Source organism: Amaricoccus sp. (genome assembly GCF_017993425.1).
Lineage (GTDB): Bacteria > Pseudomonadota > Alphaproteobacteria > Rhodobacterales > Rhodobacteraceae > Amaricoccus.
The window spans coordinates 1-17,135 of the sequence record NZ_JAGOMQ010000059.1; the positions used below are offsets into that span (position 1 = coordinate 1).

General features: G+C 69.1%; 14 protein-coding genes, 1 tRNA gene and 2 pseudogenes. 12 read left to right on the forward strand and 5 right to left on the reverse strand.

The window, feature by feature from the left end; genetic code table 11:
* Window positions 1-168 precede the first annotated feature (168 nt).
* Together KBB57_RS18460 and KBB57_RS20160 are read right to left on the reverse strand one after the other, a co-directional pair.
* Window positions 169-474: a winged helix-turn-helix domain-containing protein gene (locus KBB57_RS18460; protein ID WP_290753465.1), complete on the reverse strand. Its 306-nt coding sequence runs from the start codon at window positions 472-474 to the stop codon at window positions 169-171.
* Window positions 455-682, reverse strand: a pseudogene (locus KBB57_RS20160) (helix-turn-helix domain-containing protein); the annotation flags it as partial. The gene KBB57_RS18460 and the pseudogene KBB57_RS20160, both read right to left, overlap by 20 nt.
* Before the next feature lie 435 nt (window positions 683-1,117).
* On the opposite strand from KBB57_RS20160, the pseudogene KBB57_RS18465 reads away from it, so the two are divergent.
* Window positions 1,118-1,323, forward strand: a pseudogene (locus KBB57_RS18465) (SDR family oxidoreductase); the annotation flags it as partial.
* Window positions 1,324-1,371: 48 nt separating this feature from the next.
* Here KBB57_RS18465 and KBB57_RS18470 read toward each other — a convergent pair.
* On the reverse strand, window positions 1,372-2,403 hold the full coding sequence (locus KBB57_RS18470; protein ID WP_290753468.1) for a LacI family DNA-binding transcriptional regulator: 1,032 nt from the start codon (window positions 2,401-2,403) through the stop codon (window positions 1,372-1,374).
* 287 nt (window positions 2,404-2,690) lie between these two features.
* On the opposite strand from KBB57_RS18470, the gene KBB57_RS18475 reads away from it, so the two are divergent.
* From KBB57_RS18475 to KBB57_RS18500, 6 genes are all read left to right on the forward strand, one after another.
* A complete protein-coding gene (locus KBB57_RS18475; protein WP_290753470.1) occupies window positions 2,691-3,608 on the forward strand; it encodes a substrate-binding domain-containing protein in 918 nt (305 codons plus the stop codon).
* Between the two features lie 80 nt (window positions 3,609-3,688).
* The gene (locus KBB57_RS18480) at window positions 3,689-5,203 is read left to right on the forward strand and encodes a sugar ABC transporter ATP-binding protein (protein WP_290753473.1); all 1,515 of its coding nucleotides are present in this window, start codon (window positions 3,689-3,691) and stop codon (window positions 5,201-5,203) included.
* A complete protein-coding gene (locus KBB57_RS18485; protein WP_290753476.1) occupies window positions 5,200-6,171 on the forward strand; it encodes an ABC transporter permease in 972 nt (323 codons plus the stop codon). The genes KBB57_RS18480 and KBB57_RS18485 overlap by 4 nt, the downstream gene beginning before the upstream one ends.
* Window positions 6,172-6,180: 9 nt before the next feature.
* Entirely contained in the window at window positions 6,181-7,134 is a 954-nt protein-coding gene (locus KBB57_RS18490; protein ID WP_290753478.1) for a sugar kinase, read from the forward strand.
* Window positions 7,131-8,414 carry a D-tagatose-bisphosphate aldolase, class II, non-catalytic subunit gene (locus KBB57_RS18495; protein WP_290753480.1) on the forward strand — a complete coding sequence of 428 codons (1,284 nt, stop codon included), beginning with the start codon at window positions 7,131-7,133 and terminating at the stop codon, window positions 8,412-8,414. Before KBB57_RS18490 ends, KBB57_RS18495 begins: the two co-directional genes overlap by 4 nt.
* Before the next feature lie 320 nt (window positions 8,415-8,734).
* Window positions 8,735-8,808 (forward strand) — tRNA-Gln (locus KBB57_RS18500).
* Window positions 8,809-9,196: 388 nt separating this feature from the next.
* Here KBB57_RS18500 and KBB57_RS18505 read toward each other — a convergent pair.
* Entirely contained in the window at window positions 9,197-9,982 is a 786-nt protein-coding gene (locus tag KBB57_RS18505) for an FCD domain-containing protein (RefSeq protein WP_290753482.1), read from the reverse strand.
* 314 nt (window positions 9,983-10,296) lie between these two features.
* Here KBB57_RS18505 and dld point away from each other — a divergent pair, with 314 nt between their 5' ends.
* The 5 genes from dld (at window position 10,297) to KBB57_RS18530 (ending at window position 16,818) form a co-directional block, all read left to right on the forward strand.
* Entirely contained in the window at window positions 10,297-11,976 is a 1,680-nt protein-coding gene (dld, locus tag KBB57_RS18510; protein WP_290753483.1) for a D-lactate dehydrogenase, read from the forward strand.
* A 73-nt stretch (window positions 11,977-12,049) separates the two neighbouring features.
* Window positions 12,050-13,738, forward strand: coding sequence for an L-lactate permease (locus KBB57_RS18515; protein ID WP_290753484.1), 1,689 nt, complete (start codon window positions 12,050-12,052; stop codon window positions 13,736-13,738).
* 193 nt (window positions 13,739-13,931) lie between these two features.
* Window positions 13,932-14,699 (forward strand): (Fe-S)-binding protein, encoded by a 768-nt coding sequence (locus tag KBB57_RS18520; RefSeq protein ID WP_290753486.1) that lies wholly within the window; start codon window positions 13,932-13,934, stop codon window positions 14,697-14,699.
* On the forward strand, window positions 14,696-16,123 hold the full coding sequence (locus KBB57_RS18525) for a lactate utilization protein B (protein WP_290753488.1): 1,428 nt from the start codon (window positions 14,696-14,698) through the stop codon (window positions 16,121-16,123). Before KBB57_RS18520 ends, KBB57_RS18525 begins: the two co-directional genes overlap by 4 nt.
* Window positions 16,120-16,818 carry a lactate utilization protein gene (locus tag KBB57_RS18530; protein ID WP_290753490.1) on the forward strand — a complete coding sequence of 233 codons (699 nt, stop codon included), beginning with the start codon at window positions 16,120-16,122 and terminating at the stop codon, window positions 16,816-16,818. The genes KBB57_RS18525 and KBB57_RS18530 overlap by 4 nt, the downstream gene beginning before the upstream one ends.
* 113 nt (window positions 16,819-16,931) lie before the next feature.
* Here KBB57_RS18530 and KBB57_RS18535 read toward each other — a convergent pair.
* Window positions 16,932-17,135, reverse strand: a 204-nt coding sequence (locus KBB57_RS18535) for a hypothetical protein (RefSeq protein ID WP_290753491.1), incomplete at its 5' end; no start/stop codon positions are given.

Genomic DNA, 17,135 nt, shown 5'->3' on the forward strand with positions numbered 1-17,135 from the left:
CTCAGTTCAAGCGCGAGGTAGACGGTGGACTCGGCTCCGGGAATGATCATCGACATCTGCGGCTCCATCGGATGTGAGGGGCCGTCATCATCCGCGGCGCCCCACCTCATAGCATCTGGAACCAGACCTCGAGCGGCTTGCCACGGGCGCGTTCGGGCAGCGCCGCCGCTACCGCGCGGGGGAAGTTTTTTTGAACGCCGCCTGCGCCTCGGGATCACCCTTCGGGTGCTGCGGCCGCGGTCTCAGCCGCCCATAGCCGCGGTCGTTCAGGAGCCGCTCGACCGAGCGCTCCGAGAGCGCCACCCCGAAGCGGTCGGCCACCACCCCCGCGAGGTCGGCGCAGCGCCAGCGCACCACCCCGTCCCTCTCCACGTCCGGCCCGGCCTCGACGATCTCGACCAACTCGTCGAGCGCCGCTTCCGGACAGCCGCGGCGGCCGCCCGGGACGCGGACGATCCTCCAGCCCCGCCGCACCCTCGGCGTTGTAGCGATGCACCCAGTCCCTCAGCGTCTGCCGGTCCATGCCGCAGCTCCGCGCCGCCGTCGTCCGATCGACCCCCTCCATCACCAGCGCGATCGCCAGCATCCGCCGCGCCTGCGCCGGGCTCGCCGCCCGGCACGCCAGCCGTCGAAGCTCCGCCGCCGTAGGCTCCTTCCGCTCGATCGCAACCGCCATGCCCATTCCCTCACTGCCTCGAAGCAAGGGAATCACATCCGCCAAACCTTGGGAATCCCACACGAGTCAGCAGTTCCAGCGGCTGGTATAAGCCCCACGTTCCACCCCGCGGCCCGGCGCATCGCTGGCCGAGCTCGGGTGCGTCGATTCCGTGGAGCCGGATCCGGATCGGCCCGATGACCATCTCCGTCGACGACTTCGGCGTGGCCGATGATTGCGTCCGTTGTAGCATGCGCCGGAGCGGCGATCAGGCAGCCGAGGACAAGGAGAGCTGTCCGTATCATGACGCGCGTTGGCCCCATCGTCGTCGAAGTACCAAGAGTATCCTTGGCGTATAGTGATCTCATCGGCGATCGCGAGCAGACGCCGACGCTCGATCAGCATGCCAAGCCAGACGTTGCTCCTGTCCCGGACCACACGCGTGAGCTTGAACCGCCAGACTGGGAGCATGTCGACGCGATGTTAGGCAAGCTCGAGGGCAAGGAGCCCGGCCAGAAGAAGGCCGAGGTCGCCGCGGGCGTCCCCGCCGGCCGGTTCGCCACGCCCGAGGACCTGACCGGCATGGCGGTGTTCCTGACTTCGAAGGAGGCCGACCTTATATCCTCGCCCAGACCTACAATGTCGACGGCGGCCAGCGGATGAGCTGACGCCACCGCCCGGGGTATCGGGGAATGCGCTCCGATCCCGGGGCCGGCTCAAGCGGAGGCGCGCATCATCAGCCGCGCATCGAGCAGGCTGCGCTCGGGTTCGGCGCCCTCCGACCGCCGCCCCTCGATAAGGTCGAAGAGCATTCCGATGCCGCGATCCGCGAGACCGTCGTAGTCCTGCGCCATCGTCGTGAGGGCCGGGCAGGTGAAGCGGGAAAGCGGGTGGTCGTCGTGGCCGGCGACGCGGAGGGTGCAGCCCGGCTCGATCCCGACCCTCACGCCATTGGCGTAGGCGGCGGCGAGCACCCCGATGGCCAGGCGGTCGTTCGCGCAAAGCACGGTCCCTGTCGGGAACCCCCCGCCGCCGAGGGCGCGGCCCGCGACCTCGTAGCCGATCTCCTCGAAACCCCAGCCGTGGAGCTTGCCGAGGGATACGACCGCCGGCTCGAGGCCGAGGCGCTGCATGGCCGACAGGTAGGCGTCCCTGCGCTCGCGCGCGTTCTGATTGACCGGCGGCATCTCGAGGAAGCAGGGAGGCTCGCCGGAGCGGCAGAGATAGTCGACCATCAGCGAGACGCTCTGCGCGTTGTCGGTGCCGGCGAAGGGGATGCGGTCGGTCGTCCGGCTGTCGAGGAAGACGACCGGGACCTCCTGGCCGAGCTGCTCGATCCGGTGCGTGTCGGACTGCTCTCCGAGCGGCGCGATGACGGCGCCCGCGATCTTCAGCGACCGCAGCGTGTCGAGCGCGTTCGCCTCGAGCGCGCTTTCTCCGTGCGAGCTGAGCACGATGGCCCAGTATCCGGCCTGAACGCAGCGCATCTCAATTTGGCGGACGACCTCGGCGAAGAAGGGGTCCACGAGCTGGGGAACGACGACGCCGATGTTCCGGGGGTTCCTGCGATTGAGGTTCATCGCGAACATGTTCGGGCGGTAGTCGAACGCCTCCAGGGCCTGCTCGATCTTCTCCCGCGTCGACTTCCTCACGCTGGTCGGATCGTTGAAATACCTGGAGACCGTCGGCCGCGAGATGCCGCTCGCGATGGAGAACTCCTCCATGTTCCGGATCTTCGGTGTCGTCATCCTGGCTCCCGGTTCGGCATTTCAGCGCATGCCAGAGTAGGCGCATTTTCCCGCGTGTAAAGATAATCTTTGCCAAGATCTGAGGAGATGCGCTGGGCGGTGGCCGTAAGGTCGCGTCAGCACTGTCATAAAAAATTATCGCGTGTAAAGTTTAATATTGACACGCGGACGGATGGCCGGCATAAGCGGTGAGACTTCAGCATCCGGCGCCGATCGAACCAAGCATCCGCCCGAGGGGACTGAAGCAGGCTGTCCGCGTGTCTCGCGGCTCGAAAACGGAGGGAAACGTGCCCAGGAAATCTGTCTTCAATCGCGTGGGAACCGGGCTGCTGCTCGGCGGCGTCGGCTGGGCGCTGCTCGCCGGCACGGCGTCGGCCGAGGGCATCGGCGCCTCGCTGCTGACCCAGCAGCACCCGTTCTACATCTCGCTCGCCGAGGCGATGACCGCGGAGGCGGAGGCCGAGGGCATCCCGCTCGAGATCGCCATCGCCAACCAGGACCTCAACAAGCAGCTCTCCGACATCGAGGACTTCATCACCAAGGAAGTCGACGTCATCGTGATCTCCCCGGTGGACAGCCAGGGCGTGCGGGCGGCGATCAAGAAGGCCCAGGACGCCGGCATCAAGGTCGTCACCGTGGACATCCCGGCGGCGGGCATCGAGGTGACGTCGCACATCGGCACCGACAACTACACCGGCGGGGTGAAGGCCGGCGAGCTCATGGCCAAGGTCCTCGACGGCAAGGGCCAGGTCGCGATCATCGACTATCCGACGGTGCAGTCTGTCGTCGACCGGGTCGAGGGCTTCAAGAAGGGGATCGAGGCCACCCCGGAGATCGAGATCGCGGCGATCCAGACCGGCGTCACCCGCGCCGAGGCGCTGGCGGCGGCGCAGAACATCCTCCAGGCGAACCCGGACATCGTCGGGATCTTCGGCTTCGGCGACGACGCTGCGCTCGCCGCCGCCTCGGCCGCGAAGGCCGCCGGCCTCCAGGACCAGGTGAAGGTCATCGGTTTCGACGGGATGGAGGAAGCCCGCAACGCCGTTCAGAACGACCCGGCCATGGTCGGCGTCATCGCCCAGTACCCGGACGAGATGGGCAAGGTCGCGGTCGAGACCGCCGGCAAGGTCATCAAGGGCGAGGAGGTTCCCGCGAGCCAGCCGATCGAGCCGGGCGTCGTGACCAAGGACGGCGAGACCAAGTAGCCGCTACCCCGCGGCAAAAAAGGCCGCCGGGGCCTTGGAGGAGGCCCCGGCGCGAACCGAACAAGGGGGGAGGAACCCATATGTCTGGAGAACAGGACGGCTACGTCCTGCGGATGCGCGACGTCGCCAAGAGCTTCGGCCCGGTCGTCGCGCTCAGGGGCGTGAGCCTCGACGTCAAACGCGGGCGCGTGCACACGCTCCTCGGCGAGAACGGCGCCGGCAAGTCGACGCTGATGAAAATCCTCGTCGGCCTCTTCGCGCCGACCTCGGGGTCGATCGAGCTCCGCGGCGAGCCCTACGTGCCGCTCGGCCCGCGCGATGCCAAGGCCAAGGGCCTGACCATCGTCTTTCAGGAGCTGAGCCTCTGCCGGAACATGAAGGTGTCGGACAACATCTTCGCCACCCACGAGCCGGCGAGCTACGGCTTCGTCGACGACGGCGCGCTCAACGAGAGGGCGGCGGAGCTGATCGCCGACCTCGGCCTGCCGGTGAACGCGACGGCGCGGGTGGGCGATCTCTCGATCGCCCAGATGCAGCTCGTCGAGATCGCCAAGGGCCTGAGCCATCCGGCCGATGTCGTCATCCTCGACGAGCCCACCTCGTCGCTGTCGGACAGCGAGGCGGAGGTCCTTTTCCGGATCATCGACCGCCTCAAGGCCCGGGGCGCCGCCGTCATTTACATCTCGCACCGCATGGAGGAGATCATGCGGCTCTCGGACGACATCACCGTCATCCGCGACGGCGCCTACGTCGCGAGCCGGGAGAAGGACAAGACCAACATCGCCGAGTTGATCGCGCTGATGGTCGGGCGCGAGATGAAAGACATCTACCCGCCGCGCATCGCCGCCGCGCCGGGCGAGGACACGCCCCCGATGCTCGCCATCGATCGCCTGAGCGTGCCGGGCCAGTTCCACGACGTCTCGCTCGACGTGCGGCCCGGCGAGATCGTCGGCATGTTCGGGCTGGTCGGCTCCGGCCGGTCCGACGTGCTGAACGCGCTCTTCGGGATGCGAAAGCCCGAGGGGAGCATCCGCCTCGACGGCAAGCCGGTGACGATCGCCTCGCCCGCCGACGCGATCCGCAATGGCATCGCCTTCGTCACCGAGAACCGCAAGGAGGAAGGGCTCGTCCTGCCGCACGCGGTCGAGCGCAACATCAACATGGTGGCGCTCCGCCAGCTCGCCAGCGCCGCCGGCTTCATGCGGCCCGCCGAGGAGCGAAGCGGGGCGGAGGCCGAGGTCAAGCGGCTCACGATCAAGACCAACTCGCTCGACACCGTGGCGGGGACGCTCTCCGGCGGCAACCAGCAGAAGATCGTCATCGCCAAGTGGCTCCTGATCCGGCCGCGGCTCCTGCTCCTCGACGAGCCGACGCGCGGCGTCGACGTCGGCGCCAAGTTCGAGATCTACCGGATCATCCGCGAGCTGGCCGCCGCGGGCACCGCGATCCTGATGGTGTCCTCGGAGCTGCCCGAATGCCTCGGGCTCAGCGACCGCATGGTCATCATGCACGACAAGCGCGTGGCGGCGATCCGCCGCGTCGACGAGCTTACCCCCGAACGGGTCATGCACTTTGCAGCAGGGATGGAACAATGACCACTCGTGACGACATTCCGGCGCGGTCCTTCCTCGCCTCGCCCTTCGTCCGCCAGTACGGCGGCATTCTCCTGGCGCTCATCGTGCTCGCGGTCGCGTTCTCGGTGATGAATCCGCGGTTCCTCTCCGTCAACAACTTCATGAACATCCTCCAGCAGGTGGCGGTGGTGGCGGTGGCCGCCTTCGGCATGACCTACGTCATCCTGCTCGGCGAGATCGACCTCTCGGTGGGCTCGATCATCGCGCTCGCGGGAATGGTGGCGGCGCAGGCCTTCGCCTTCGGCCTCGGCTTCTTCCCCACGGTCCTCCTGACCCTCGCGGCCGGGGCGCTGCTCGGCGGCGTCAACGGCGTCCTGTCGGCGAAGCTGATGATTCCATCCTTCATCGTGACCGTGGCGACGATGGGCATCTATCGCGGTCTCGTCTCGCTGCCGACCAACGGCGCGCCGGCGATGATCGAGAACGAGACCTGGATCGCGATCGGCTCGAACACCTGGCTCGGCCTGCCCATCATCATCTGGATCGTGCTGGCGCTCTTCGCGATCAACCACGTCGTCCTGTCGCGAACCGTGTTCGGCCGGCGCGCCTACCTCACCGGCGGCAACCGCGAGGCGGCGATCTACTCGGGCATCGGCGTCGACCGCCTGAAGATCATCTGCTTCATGCTGTCCGGCGTGATGGCGGCGATCAGCGGCATCCTGCTCTCGTCGCGACTGATGTCGGCCCAGACCAACGCCGGCACCGGCTACGAGCTCGACGCGATCGCGGCCGTGGTTCTCGGCGGCACCAGCCTCGCCGGTGGCGTCGGCACGATGATCGGCACGCTGCTCGGCGCGCTCATCATCGGCGTCATCAACAACGGCATGAACATGCTGTCGGTGCCGTTCTTCTTCCAGCTCATCGTCAAGGGGATCGTCATCCTGATCGCGGTGTGGCTCGATGTGCGCAGCAAGTCGTCGCGGCGCTGAGGAGCGATCATGAAGAAGGTCATCACCATCGGCGAGATCCTCGTCGAGATCATGGCGACGGAGGTCGGCGAGGGGTTCCTCGAGCCGATCCCCCTCGTCGGCCCGTTCCCCTCGGGCGCGCCCGCGATCTTCATCGACCAGGTGGCGAAGCTCGGCCAGCCGTGCGGCATGATAGGCTGCGTCGGCGCGGACGACTTCGGCCGGGTCAACGTCGACCGGCTGGCCCGCGACGGGGCGGACGTCTCCGCGATCGCCGTCCACCCCGAGCTTCCGACCGGCAGCGCCTTCGTGCGCTACCGGGCCGACGGCTCGCGCGACTTCGTCTACAACATCCGCCACAGCGCCAGCGGCGCCATCGCGCTCACGCCTGCCACCGCGGCGCTCGTCGAGAGCGCCGACCACCTCCACGTCATGGGGACGGCGCTGTCCTCGCCCGCCCTCACGGGCATGGTCGAGGCGGCGCTCGACAGCCTGCGCGCCCGGGGCGGCACCGTCTCCTTCGACCCGAACCTCCGCAAGGAGATCCTCGACGCGCCGGGGATACGGACGGCCCTCGAGCGCGTCCTGTCGCAGACGGATCTCTTCATGCCGAGCGGCGACGAGCTCTTCCTGCTCACCGCCGCCACGGACGAGGCCGGGGCGGCCGGGGAGCTTATCGCCCGCGGCATCCGCACCGTCGTCGTCAAGAAGGGCGCGAAGGGCGCCGTCTGCTACGAGGCGGGCGGCCGGTGGGAGGCGCCGGGGTTCGCCGTCGAGGAGGTCGATCCGACCGGCGCCGGCGACACCTTCGGCGCGGCCTTCGTCACCTTCTGGCTGCGCGGCACGCCGCCGGCCGAGGCGCTGCGCCTCGCCAACGCCGCCGGCGCCCTCGCCGTCACCCGCAAGGGGCCGATGGAGGGCACCTCCACCTTGTCCGAGCTCGAGTCCTTCCTGAGCCGCCAAAACCCGAAGGAATCCGCATGACCCGCACCCTCCTCGCCGACCTCCCCCGACGCCACGCGGCAGGCGACCGCATCGGCATCACCTCCGTCTGCTCGGCGCATCCCCTGGTGATCGAGGCCGCGCTCGCTCAGGGCCGGGACGAAGGCCGCCCCGTCCTCATCGAGGCCACCTGCAACCAGGTGAACCAGGAGGGCGGCTACACCGGCATGACCCCTGCCGACTTCCGCACCTTCGTCGAGGCGATCGCCGACCGGGTGGGCTTCGCCCGCGACAACCTCATCCTCGGCGGCGACCATCTCGGGCCCAACCCATGGAAGCACCTGCCGGCGGCCGAGGCGCTCGACCGCGCCCGCGTCATGGTGGGGGCGTTCGTGAAGGCCGGCTTCACCAAAATCCACCTCGACACCAGCATGGGCTGCGCCGGCGAGAGCGTCGCCCTTCCCGACGCCGTCACGGCCGAGCGCGCCGCCGACCTCGCGGCAGCCGCCGAGGCGGCTGCCGATCCCGCTGCCTTCGGCCCGCCGGTCTACGTCATCGGCACCGAGGTCCCGATTCCCGGCGGCGCGCTCGAAGCGCTCGACCATCTGCAGGTGACGAGCCCCGAGGCCGCGCTGGAGACCGTCGAGATCCATCGCCGGGCCTTCGCCGCCCGCGGCCTGCAGGCGGCGTTCGAGCGGGCCATCGGCGTGGTGGTCCAGCCCGGCGTCGAGTTCGGCAACGAGGACGTCGTCGTCTACCAGCCGGAGAAGGCCCGGGCGTTGAGCGGCGTGCTTGCCTCCATGCCGCAGTTCGTCTTCGAGGCGCATTCGACCGACTACCAGCCGCAGGAGGCGCTCGCGGCGCTCGTCCGCGACGGCTTCGCAATCCTGAAGGTAGGGCCTGGCCTGACGTTCGCGCTGCGCGAGGCGCTCTACGGGCTCGACCACATTGCGTCGGTCCTGGAGGGCCGCCTGGGTCGCGCCGAGCTGCAGGATGCCATGGAGGGCCTGATGCTCGAAAAGCCCGGGCACTGGCAGAAGTACTATCACGGCGACGCCGGCGAGCTGCTGCTTCAGCGCCACTTCAGCTATTCCGACCGCATCCGCTACTACTGGCCAGATCCGGTGGCCGCCGCCGCGGTCCGGCGTCTGGAGGAGCGGCTGGCGGGCCGCGCCATACCCGAGACCCTGATCAGCCAGTATCTCGCCGCCGTCTACCCGGCCGTCGCGGCGGGCCACATCCCGGCGGAGCCTTCGGCGCTTCGGGTCGCCTCCGTGCAACGGGTGTTGTCGATCTACAGGGATGCGGGTACGAGCAGCTGATTCTTGGCGCAAGCACCCGCGCCGTCTGCCGCAGGTGCTGCATGCATCCCGACGTCCTCGCCAGCAGGAGCGAGGGTTGCCTCGCCGCCGAGCTGGCCGAGGTCCGCCGCCTCTTCGGCGGCACTCCCCGCCGGTTACGCCCGTTCCGAGCTCCTCGCCCTGCGCTGGCTCGGGACGCGGAGCTAGCAGGAGATCTGCCCGAGCCCGAGCGCCGAGCTGACGCACCGGGCCCCAGCCCTGCCGCCCGCAAGGTCGATTGGCGGCGGGAGTTTTGGGGTTGATCTCGCCCCTCGGTCTCGCCTATGAGGGCACGGCCCTGCTGGGGAATAGGTTAACGGTAGACCCACGGACTCTGACTCCGTTAGTCCTGGTTCGAATCCAGGTTCCCCAGCCAGTCTAACGCCCTGAAATCACAGAAGAAATTGCGGACGCGTTTCGTTCCTTCCGCCATTTTCTGCCCTTTTTCTGCCCTTTTTCTGCCCTCGCCGTTCTCGTCCCGTTCTGGTTGAGTTCCCGGCATCACGTCGAAGGGTGCTTGATTTCCTGGTCGGATCGGCGGTCCTTTCGGTGGTGAACACCTGAGGCTTCGACCCCCAACGGACTCCTGCTCTCAAGGTCGTCAGCCCTAGAGTTGGGTGCCACTCCTCGCCGCGTCACGAGCGACATGACCGTGGCCCTCGGCGGCCTCGGCGGAGGGTTACGCTTCTCCAACGAGGACCTTCGCCGTCCGTCGGCGGTAGATTGTGGCTAGCCCCCCGCGGATCGATGGACGCCCGCCACCGTCACGAACGGGGCTGAGCTCGTGAGCTTATGTTCCCGCCGTCGATCCGCCGCAGCGAGATTTCGAGCCGCGCCTCGGCTGCCGCGATCTCGGCCAGGACCCGCCTGGTGTAGGTCATGTGCTCCTCGGCGGCCCGGCCCGCGGCGGCGGCATCGCGGGACATGACCGCATCGTAGATCGCGCGGTGCTGCTCGCGCAGCACCTCCCGGACCTCGGGCCGGGCGTAGAGCTTCTCCCGGTTGTGGAACACGCCCTTGCGCAGCATGCCCGACAGCGCTCGCATGATATGGAGGAGCACGATGTTGTGGCTGGCCTCGTAGATCGCGATGTGCAGGTCGACGTCCGCGTCGGCCTCGTCGTGCGGATCGGCCTCCTCGTGGGCGGCGTCGATCCTTTCCATGCAGCGCTGGAGCGTCGTCCAGTCGACGTCGTTCGCCCGCGTCGCCGCGAGGGACGCGGCCATTCCCTCGAGCGTGCCGCGCAGCTCAAGGTAGTCGTCGACCACCTCGCCGCGGGTCGCCAGCAGCTCGATCAGCGGGTCGGTGATGCTGGTCGCGAGCGGTGCGACGACCCGAGCCCCGCCCGCGTCGGCGACGAGCAGGCCCTTGTCCTCGAGCAGCTTCATGCCCTGCCGCAGCGTCGGGCGAGACACGTTGAGCCGCAGGGCCATCTCGCGCTCCGGCAGGAGCGGCTCCCCGGGGCGGAGCGAGCCCTCGAGAATCAGGTCCTCGAGATGGCGTGCGGTTGACTCCGCGGCGTTGCTACCCTTTATGCCTTCCTTGACCACGCTTCGTCCTCGCGATCGCCGATGCATTCCAGCGGCTTGTCGGCGCAACATGCGCCGGCGCGATGTTAACCGGAAGGGCAGACCGGGCGAAGAGATTTTTTCGGTTGACAGGAATGGTCAAATACATTTACCATATGCTCTCATCCGGTTCGTTACGAGACCGGCAGCAACGAGAAATAGCCCCCGAGGGGGCACGAAGCGGCGATCCGCGGAACCGCCGGTCGCCGCGTCCGGAGGAAGCCCGCATGACGATACCCGATCGTCCCGCCTCTCCCGCACTGCACGATCCAGCCCCCCACAGACGTCCTGAGACGGTGTCGCGCCAGGCTCTGGTCTCCGATCTCGCCAGGATCGTCGGTCCCTCGCACGTCCTGACCGCAGAGCGCGCCACGCGCGGCTACACCCGCGGCTTCCGCTACGGCGGCGGTCCGGTCGCCGCTGTGGTGCGTCCGGGCAGCCTGGTCGAGCAGTGGCGCGTCATGAACGCGGCGATCGCCGCCGGGCGCATCGTCATCTTCCAGGCGGCGAACACCGGCCTTACCGGTGGCTCCACACCCTGGGGCGACGACTATGACCGCGAGATCATCCTGGTCAGCCTGCGCCGGCTCAAGGGCATTCACCTGATCGACGGCGGGCGCCAGGTCGTCTGCCTGCCCGGCGCCACGCTCGACGCCCTGGAGAAGGCGCTGCGCCCGCTCGGCCGCGAGCCGCACTCGGTGATCGGCTCGTCCTGCATCGGCGCCTCGGTGCTCGGCGGCATCTGCAACAACTCGGGCGGCGCGCTGATCCAGCGCGGACCGGCCTACACCGAGATGAGCCTCTACGCCGAGGTGCGCGAGGACGGATCGGTCGCGCTGATCAACCACCTCGGCCTGCCGCTCGGCAACGATCCGGAGGAGATCCTCGCGCGGGTCGAGCGCGGCGACCTGCCGCCGCCGGCGCCGACGGACGCCTGGGGCTCGGACTGCGAGTATGTCAGCCATGTCCGCGACGTGGACGCGGCCACGCCGGCCCGCTTCAACGCCGACCCGCGCCGGTTGCGGGAGTCCGCCGGCTGCGCCGGCAGGCTCGCGGTCTTCGCCGTGCGGCTCGACACCTTCGAGGCCGAGAAGGAGACGGTCGTCTTCTACGTCGGTACCAACGATCCCGACGAGCTGACCGAGCTCCGCCGCCACATCCTGGCGCGATTCGAGAACCTGCCGATCGCGGGCGAGTACATCCACCGCGACGCCTACGACGTGGCGGCGAAGTACGGCAAGGACACCTTCCTCTTCATCCGGAAGCTCGGCACTGACCGGATGCCCGCGCTCTTCGCGGCCAAGGCCGGGCTCGACGCGATCACCGACCGCCTCGGCCTCGGCGCGAGCCTCACCGACCGGGTCGCGCAAGGCGTCGCGGCGCTGGCGCCGCAGCACCTGCCCGCGCGGATGAACGCCTTCCGCGACCGCTTCGAGCACCACCTGCTGCTCAAGATGGGCGGGGCCGGCGTCGCCGAGGCCCGCGCCTACCTCGCGACGCTCTTCCCCTCGGCCACCGGCGACGTCTTCGAGTGCACGCCGGAGGAAGGCACCGCCGCCTTCCTGCACCGCTTCGCCGTCGCCGGCGCCGCTGTGCGCTATCGTGCGGTCCACCCCGACGCGGTCGAGGACATCGTGGCGCTCGACATCGCGCTCAGGCGCAACGACCGCAAGTGGGTCGAGCGGCTACCGCCCGAGCTCGACGCCCAGATCGAAAAGAAGCTCTACTACGGCCACTTCTTCTGCCACGTCTTCCACCAGGACTACGTGGTCAGGAAGGGCCGCGACTGCCTTGCGCTCGAGCATGCCATATGGCGGCTGCTCGACGCGAGGGGGGCCGAGTACCCGGCCGAGCATAACGTCGGCCACCTGTACCGGGCCAAGCCGGCGCTCGCCGACTTCTACCGCTCGCTCGACCCCACCAACAGCCTGAACCCAGGCATCGGGCAAACATCGAAGTGCGCCCACTGGAATTGACCGCAGAGGTCGGTGCCGCGACAACGATAACACCTATCAGGCGGACCCCACACCCGCCACTGGAGGAAGTTCCATGACTTGGTCTCAAGTCTATGACCCGCTCGGCAACATCTGGTTGTCGAGCCTGTTCGCCGCCCTGCCGGTGCTGGTGCTGCTCGGCGCTATCGGCATATTCGAGGTCCGGGCGCACATCGCGGCCCTGCTCGGACTCGTCGCGGCGCTTGTCGTCGCGGTGGTCGGCTTCGGAATGCCCGCGGGCCTCGCGGGCCTGTCCGCGATCTACGGCGCCGGCTTCGGCCTGATGCCGATCGGCTGGATCATCCTCAATGTCATCTTCCTCTACCAGCTGACCAACGAGAAGGGCGAGTTCGACGTCCTCAGGCACTCGATCCGCGGCATCTCCGACGACCGCCGGATGCAGGTGCTGTTCATCGCCTTCTCCTTCGGCGCCTTTTTCGAGGGCGCGGCGGGCTTCGGCACGCCGGTCGCGGTGACGGCGGCCATGCTGATGGGGCTCGGCTTCTCGCCGCTCTCCGCCGCGGGCCTCTGCCTGATCGCCAACACCGCGCCCGTCGCCTTCGGCGCGCTCGGCACGCCGGTCATCGCGCTCGCCGCCGTCACCGGGCTCGACCTCCTCGAGCTCTCGGGCATGATCGGCCGCCAGCTGCCGTTCTTCTCGGTGATCGTGCCGTTCTGGCTGATCTGGGCCATGGTCGGGTTCCGCCGCATGCTCGAGGTCTGGCCGGCGTTGCTCGTGGCGGGCGCCTCCTTCGCACTGCCGCAGTATCTCGTCTCCAACTTCCACGGACCCTGGCTCGTCGACATCGTCGCCGCCATCGTCTCGATGCTCGCGCTCGCCGGCTTCCTGCGGGTCTGGCGCCCGAGAACGCCGATGACCGAGGCGCCGCGCGACTGGTCGTCGGCGGACGTGGCCGGGGAGGAGGTGCACGAGCAGCCGACCGACGTCACCTCGCGCGGCGCGGTACTGAAGGCCTGGATGCCCTGGGCGATCCTTTCGGCCTTCGTCTTCATCTGGGGCGTGCCGCAGGCCAAGGCCTTCTTCGACTCGATCTGGAGCGCGAAGATCCCGGTCGCGGGCCTGCACGAGATGGTGATGAAGGTGCCCCCGGTGGTCGCCGAGCCCCATGCCGAGACGGCGATCTTCAACTTCAACATCCTGTCGATGACCGGCACCGGCATCCTGCTCGCCGGCATCGTCTCGGGCTTCCTGCTCGGCTACTCGCCCGGAGGCCTGCTGCGGATGTACGGGCGCACGCTCTACATGATCCGCTTCTCGCTGCTCACCATCGCCTGCATGCTGGCGCTCGGCTACGTCACCCGCTTCTCGGGCACCGACGCGACGATGGGCCTCGCCTTCGCCCACACCGGCTGGTTCTATCCGTTCTTCGGCACGCTGCTCGGCTGGCTCGGCGTCGCGGTCACCGGCTCCGACACCGCCTCGAACGTGCTCTTCGGCGGGCTGCAGAAGGTGACGGCGCAGCAGCTCGGCCTCAACCCGGTGCTGATGGCGGCGGCCAACTCCTCGGGCGGCGTGATGGGCAAGATGATCGACGCCCAGTCCATCGTCGTCGCCTCGACCGCCACCAAGTGGTACGGCCACGAGGGTTCGATCCTGCGCTTCGTGTTCTTCCACTCCATCGCGCTCGCCGCCCTCGTCGGCATCCTGGTGATGGCTCAGGCCTACGTCTACCCGTTCACCGAGATGGTGCCCGACGTCGTGGCGCCGGCCGTGGCGCAGTGACCAAATGCCGGGCGGTCCGCCGCCCCGGCTACCTCACAGGGGGGAGAACCATGACAGACCGCGATACGCCGCTCGCTGATCCCGGCCGACCGCAGCCCGCGACGGAGGGAATCCGCACGAAGCCGATCCGGATCCGGCGAATCGCTGCGATCGTCCCGGGCCGGTCACCTTCCCACGACGAAAGGGTGACGCCATGACCCAGGCATCCGGCCCCCGAGTCGCGCTCTTCGTCACATGCCTCGTCGACGCGATGCGGCCCGAGATCGGCTTCGCCGCCGTGCACCTCCTCGAGGAGGCTGGATGCACGGTCGAGGTGCCGCCGCAGCAGACATGCTGCGGCCAGCCCGCCTGGAACAGCGGGGACGATGCCGACGCGGCGTCCGTGGCCCGACAGGTCATCGCGCTGTTCGAGCCCTACGACTACCTCGTCGCCCCCTCCGGCTCTTGCGCCGGAACCATCCGCCACAGCTACCCCCGGATGTTCGCGAAGGATCCCGCCTGGGCCGCGCGCGCGGAGGTGCTCGCGGCGAAGACCTACGAGATCATGAGCTTCCTCGTGGACGTACTCAACTACGCTCCCGAGGGGCGGCGGCTCGCCATGAGCGCCACCTACCACGACAGCTGCGCCGGCCTGCGCGAGCTCGGCGTTTTCGCCCAGCCCCGCCGGTTGCTCGACGCCGTCGACGGCCTGGAGATGCGGCCGCTCGAGGGCAACAACGTCTGCTGCGGCTTCGGGGGGACGTTCTGCATCAAGTATCCGGCGATCTCCAACGCCATCGTCACCGAAAAGGCCGAGGCGATCGAGGCGACCGGCGCCGAGCTCCTGCTTGCCGGCGACCTCGGCTGCCTGATGAACATGGCCGGCAAGCTGCACCGCCGCGGGTCGAAGGTGCGCTGCTTCCACACGATCGAGATTCTGGCGGGCGGCGGCGACGGCCCCGCCATCGGAGAGAAGCCATGACCGCCGCGCCCCTGCCGTCCTTCAAGGCCCGCGCCGCCGCGGCGCTGGCCGACGCAACCCTGAAGACCGCGATCGACCGCACCACGGGGACCGCCGAGCGCAAGCGCGCCGCGGCACTTGCGGCCTTCCCCGAATTCGAGGCGGCGCGCGCCCGCGGCCGGGCGATCAAGGATCACGTGATCGCCAACCTCGACCACTATCTCGAGACCTTCGAGCGCAACGCCACCGCCGCCGGCGCCAGGGTCCACTGGGCGGCCACCGACGCAGAGGCCTGCGAGATCGTCGTCCGCCTCTGCCGCGAGGCCGGCGCAGGCCGCGTCACCCGCGCGAAGTCGATGCTCGGCGAGGAGATCGGTCTGCCCGACGCGCTGGCCGCCGCCGGCATCGAGCGCGTCGAGACCGACCTCGCCGAGCACATCATCCAGCTTGCGGGCGAGCACCCCTCGCACATCATCTGGCCCGCGATGCACCGCACCCGCGAGCAGGTGGCGGTGCTCTTCCGCGAGGGCCACAACCCGCCGCCCGCCGCCGCGGATCCCGCCTCGATGGTGCAGAGCGCCCGCCGCGTCCTGCGGGAGAAGTTCCTCACGGCCGACGTCGGCATCTCCGGGGCGAACTTCCTCATCGCCGACACCGGCGCTACCTGCACTGTGACCAACGAGGGCAACGCCGAGCTCACCACCACGCCTCCGCGCGTCCACATCGTGACCGCGGGCATTGAGAAGCTGGTGCCCTCGACCGCCCACGCCATGGCGCTGCTGCGCCTGCTGGTGCGCTCAGCGACCGGAGGCGAGCTCACGCAGTACACCACCTTCCACTGCGGCCCGAAGCGGCCGGGCGACGCCGACGGCCCCGAGGAGATGCACATCGTCCTCGTCGACAACGGCCGCACGCGCATGATCGGCGACGAGTTCCGCGACATGCTGCGCTGCATCCGCTGCGGCGCCTGCATGAACCACTGCGTCGTCTACCGCCAGATCGGCGGCCACGCCTACGGCGGCACCTATCCGGGTCCCATGGGCGCCGTGCTCACCCCCGTCCTCTCTGGCCTCGCGGAGGCGCGCGACCTGCCCTTCGTCTGCACGATGAACGGCCGCTGCGAGGAGGTTTGCCCGGTCCAGATCCCGATCCCGACGCTTCTGCGCGCGTGGCGCGGCCGGAGCTGGCGGGAGGGGCACGAGCCCGTCGCAGTGCGCGCGAGCGTCGGCCTATGGGCCGCCGTCGCCCGGCGCCCGGGCCTGTACCGCCTCGCGAGCGGGGCCGGCGTCCGCATGCTCCGCATGCTACAGCGAGGCGGCTGGATCAAGTCACTGCCGCTCGCGGGCGGCTGGACCAAACACCGCGACCTGCCGAGCCCGAAAGGCAGCACCTTCATGGAGCGCTACAAGACCGAGCGTCGCTCCCGGACGGAGGGACGGAAGTGAGCGCCCGCGACCGGATCCTCTCCGCGGTCCGCGCCGGCCTCGGCGGCCAGCGGCAGGACAGTGCCGCCATCGCTGCCCAAGCCGTCGCGCTCCTCGCCGCGCCCGACGAAATCCGCCCCCGCCTCGTCGCCGCGACGCTCGTCGAGTCCTTCTGCGAGAAGGCCACCGCCCTTGGCACCACGATCGACCGGGTAGCGGGCCTCGACGCGGTCCCGGAGGCGGTCGGGCGCTACCTGGCCACGCACGGCCTGCCCCCCGCGGTCGCGCTCCAGCAGGCTCCGGAGCTTGCCGGATTGTCCTGGGGCGAAGTGCAGCCGCACGCCTCCATCGCCCCGGACGAGGCGGCGGCGGTGGGCCTCGCCCGCTGGGGCGTGGCCGAAAGCGGCTCCGTCGCGCTCCATTCCGGCCCCGATAGCCCGGTGCTCCTCGCCTTCCTGCCGCTCCACCACATGGTGGTCCTGCCGGTCGAGGGTATCCTTCCGCACCTCGAGGACTACGCGGCGGTGATCGACGGCGAGGGCCGGCCGCCGCGCAACGCGATCCTGATCACCGGCCCGAGCGGTACCACCGACATCGAGGGAAGCTACGTGCGCGGCGCTCACGGCCCCGGGTTCGTGCACATTGTCCTTGTGGACGGACCCATGCACACCATGAGCCACCGCCGCGAAGCTTCGACGCGTTCAGCCCCTAACTGACGACACCGACGACGCCGCCGAGGCACCTGTCCCTCCCGGAGGGCGCGGCTGCGTCATGCGGGCATGCGCAAGGAGAGTGCGCCAACTCTCGCTCGGACGATTCAAGCTGCCGATCACCCGGTAGCGCCGCCTTCCACCACCGTCCCGGGAAGCGCCACCACCATGGCGCGGCCGGGGTTCAGCGCGGCGTAGACGCCGAGCATCTTCGCGGCGGTCTCGATCTTCCACCCGATGCGGATGGCGAGGTCGGGCACGCTGATCCCCGACCACACCATCTCGGTCACCTTCGACCCGCGCAGATCGTTGAACCGGAGCTC

Coding starts and splice junctions, on each gene's coding strand:
- KBB57_RS18520 (WP_290753486.1), top strand. CDS start 13,932: ATGACCCAGGCATCCGGCCCCCGAGTCGCGCTCTTCGTCACATGCCTC.
- KBB57_RS18515 (WP_290753484.1), top strand. CDS start 12,050: ATGACTTGGTCTCAAGTCTATGACCCGCTCGGCAACATCTGGTTGTCG.
- KBB57_RS18480 (WP_290753473.1), top strand. CDS start 3,689: ATGTCTGGAGAACAGGACGGCTACGTCCTGCGGATGCGCGACGTCGCC.
- KBB57_RS18490 (WP_290753478.1), top strand. CDS start 6,181: ATGAAGAAGGTCATCACCATCGGCGAGATCCTCGTCGAGATCATGGCG.
- KBB57_RS18470 (WP_290753468.1), bottom strand. CDS start 2,403: ATGACGACACCGAAGATCCGGAACATGGAGGAGTTCTCCATCGCGAGC.
- KBB57_RS18495 (WP_290753480.1), top strand. CDS start 7,131: ATGACCCGCACCCTCCTCGCCGACCTCCCCCGACGCCACGCGGCAGGC.
- KBB57_RS18485 (WP_290753476.1), top strand. CDS start 5,200: ATGACCACTCGTGACGACATTCCGGCGCGGTCCTTCCTCGCCTCGCCC.
- KBB57_RS18525 (WP_290753488.1), top strand. CDS start 14,696: ATGACCGCCGCGCCCCTGCCGTCCTTCAAGGCCCGCGCCGCCGCGGCG.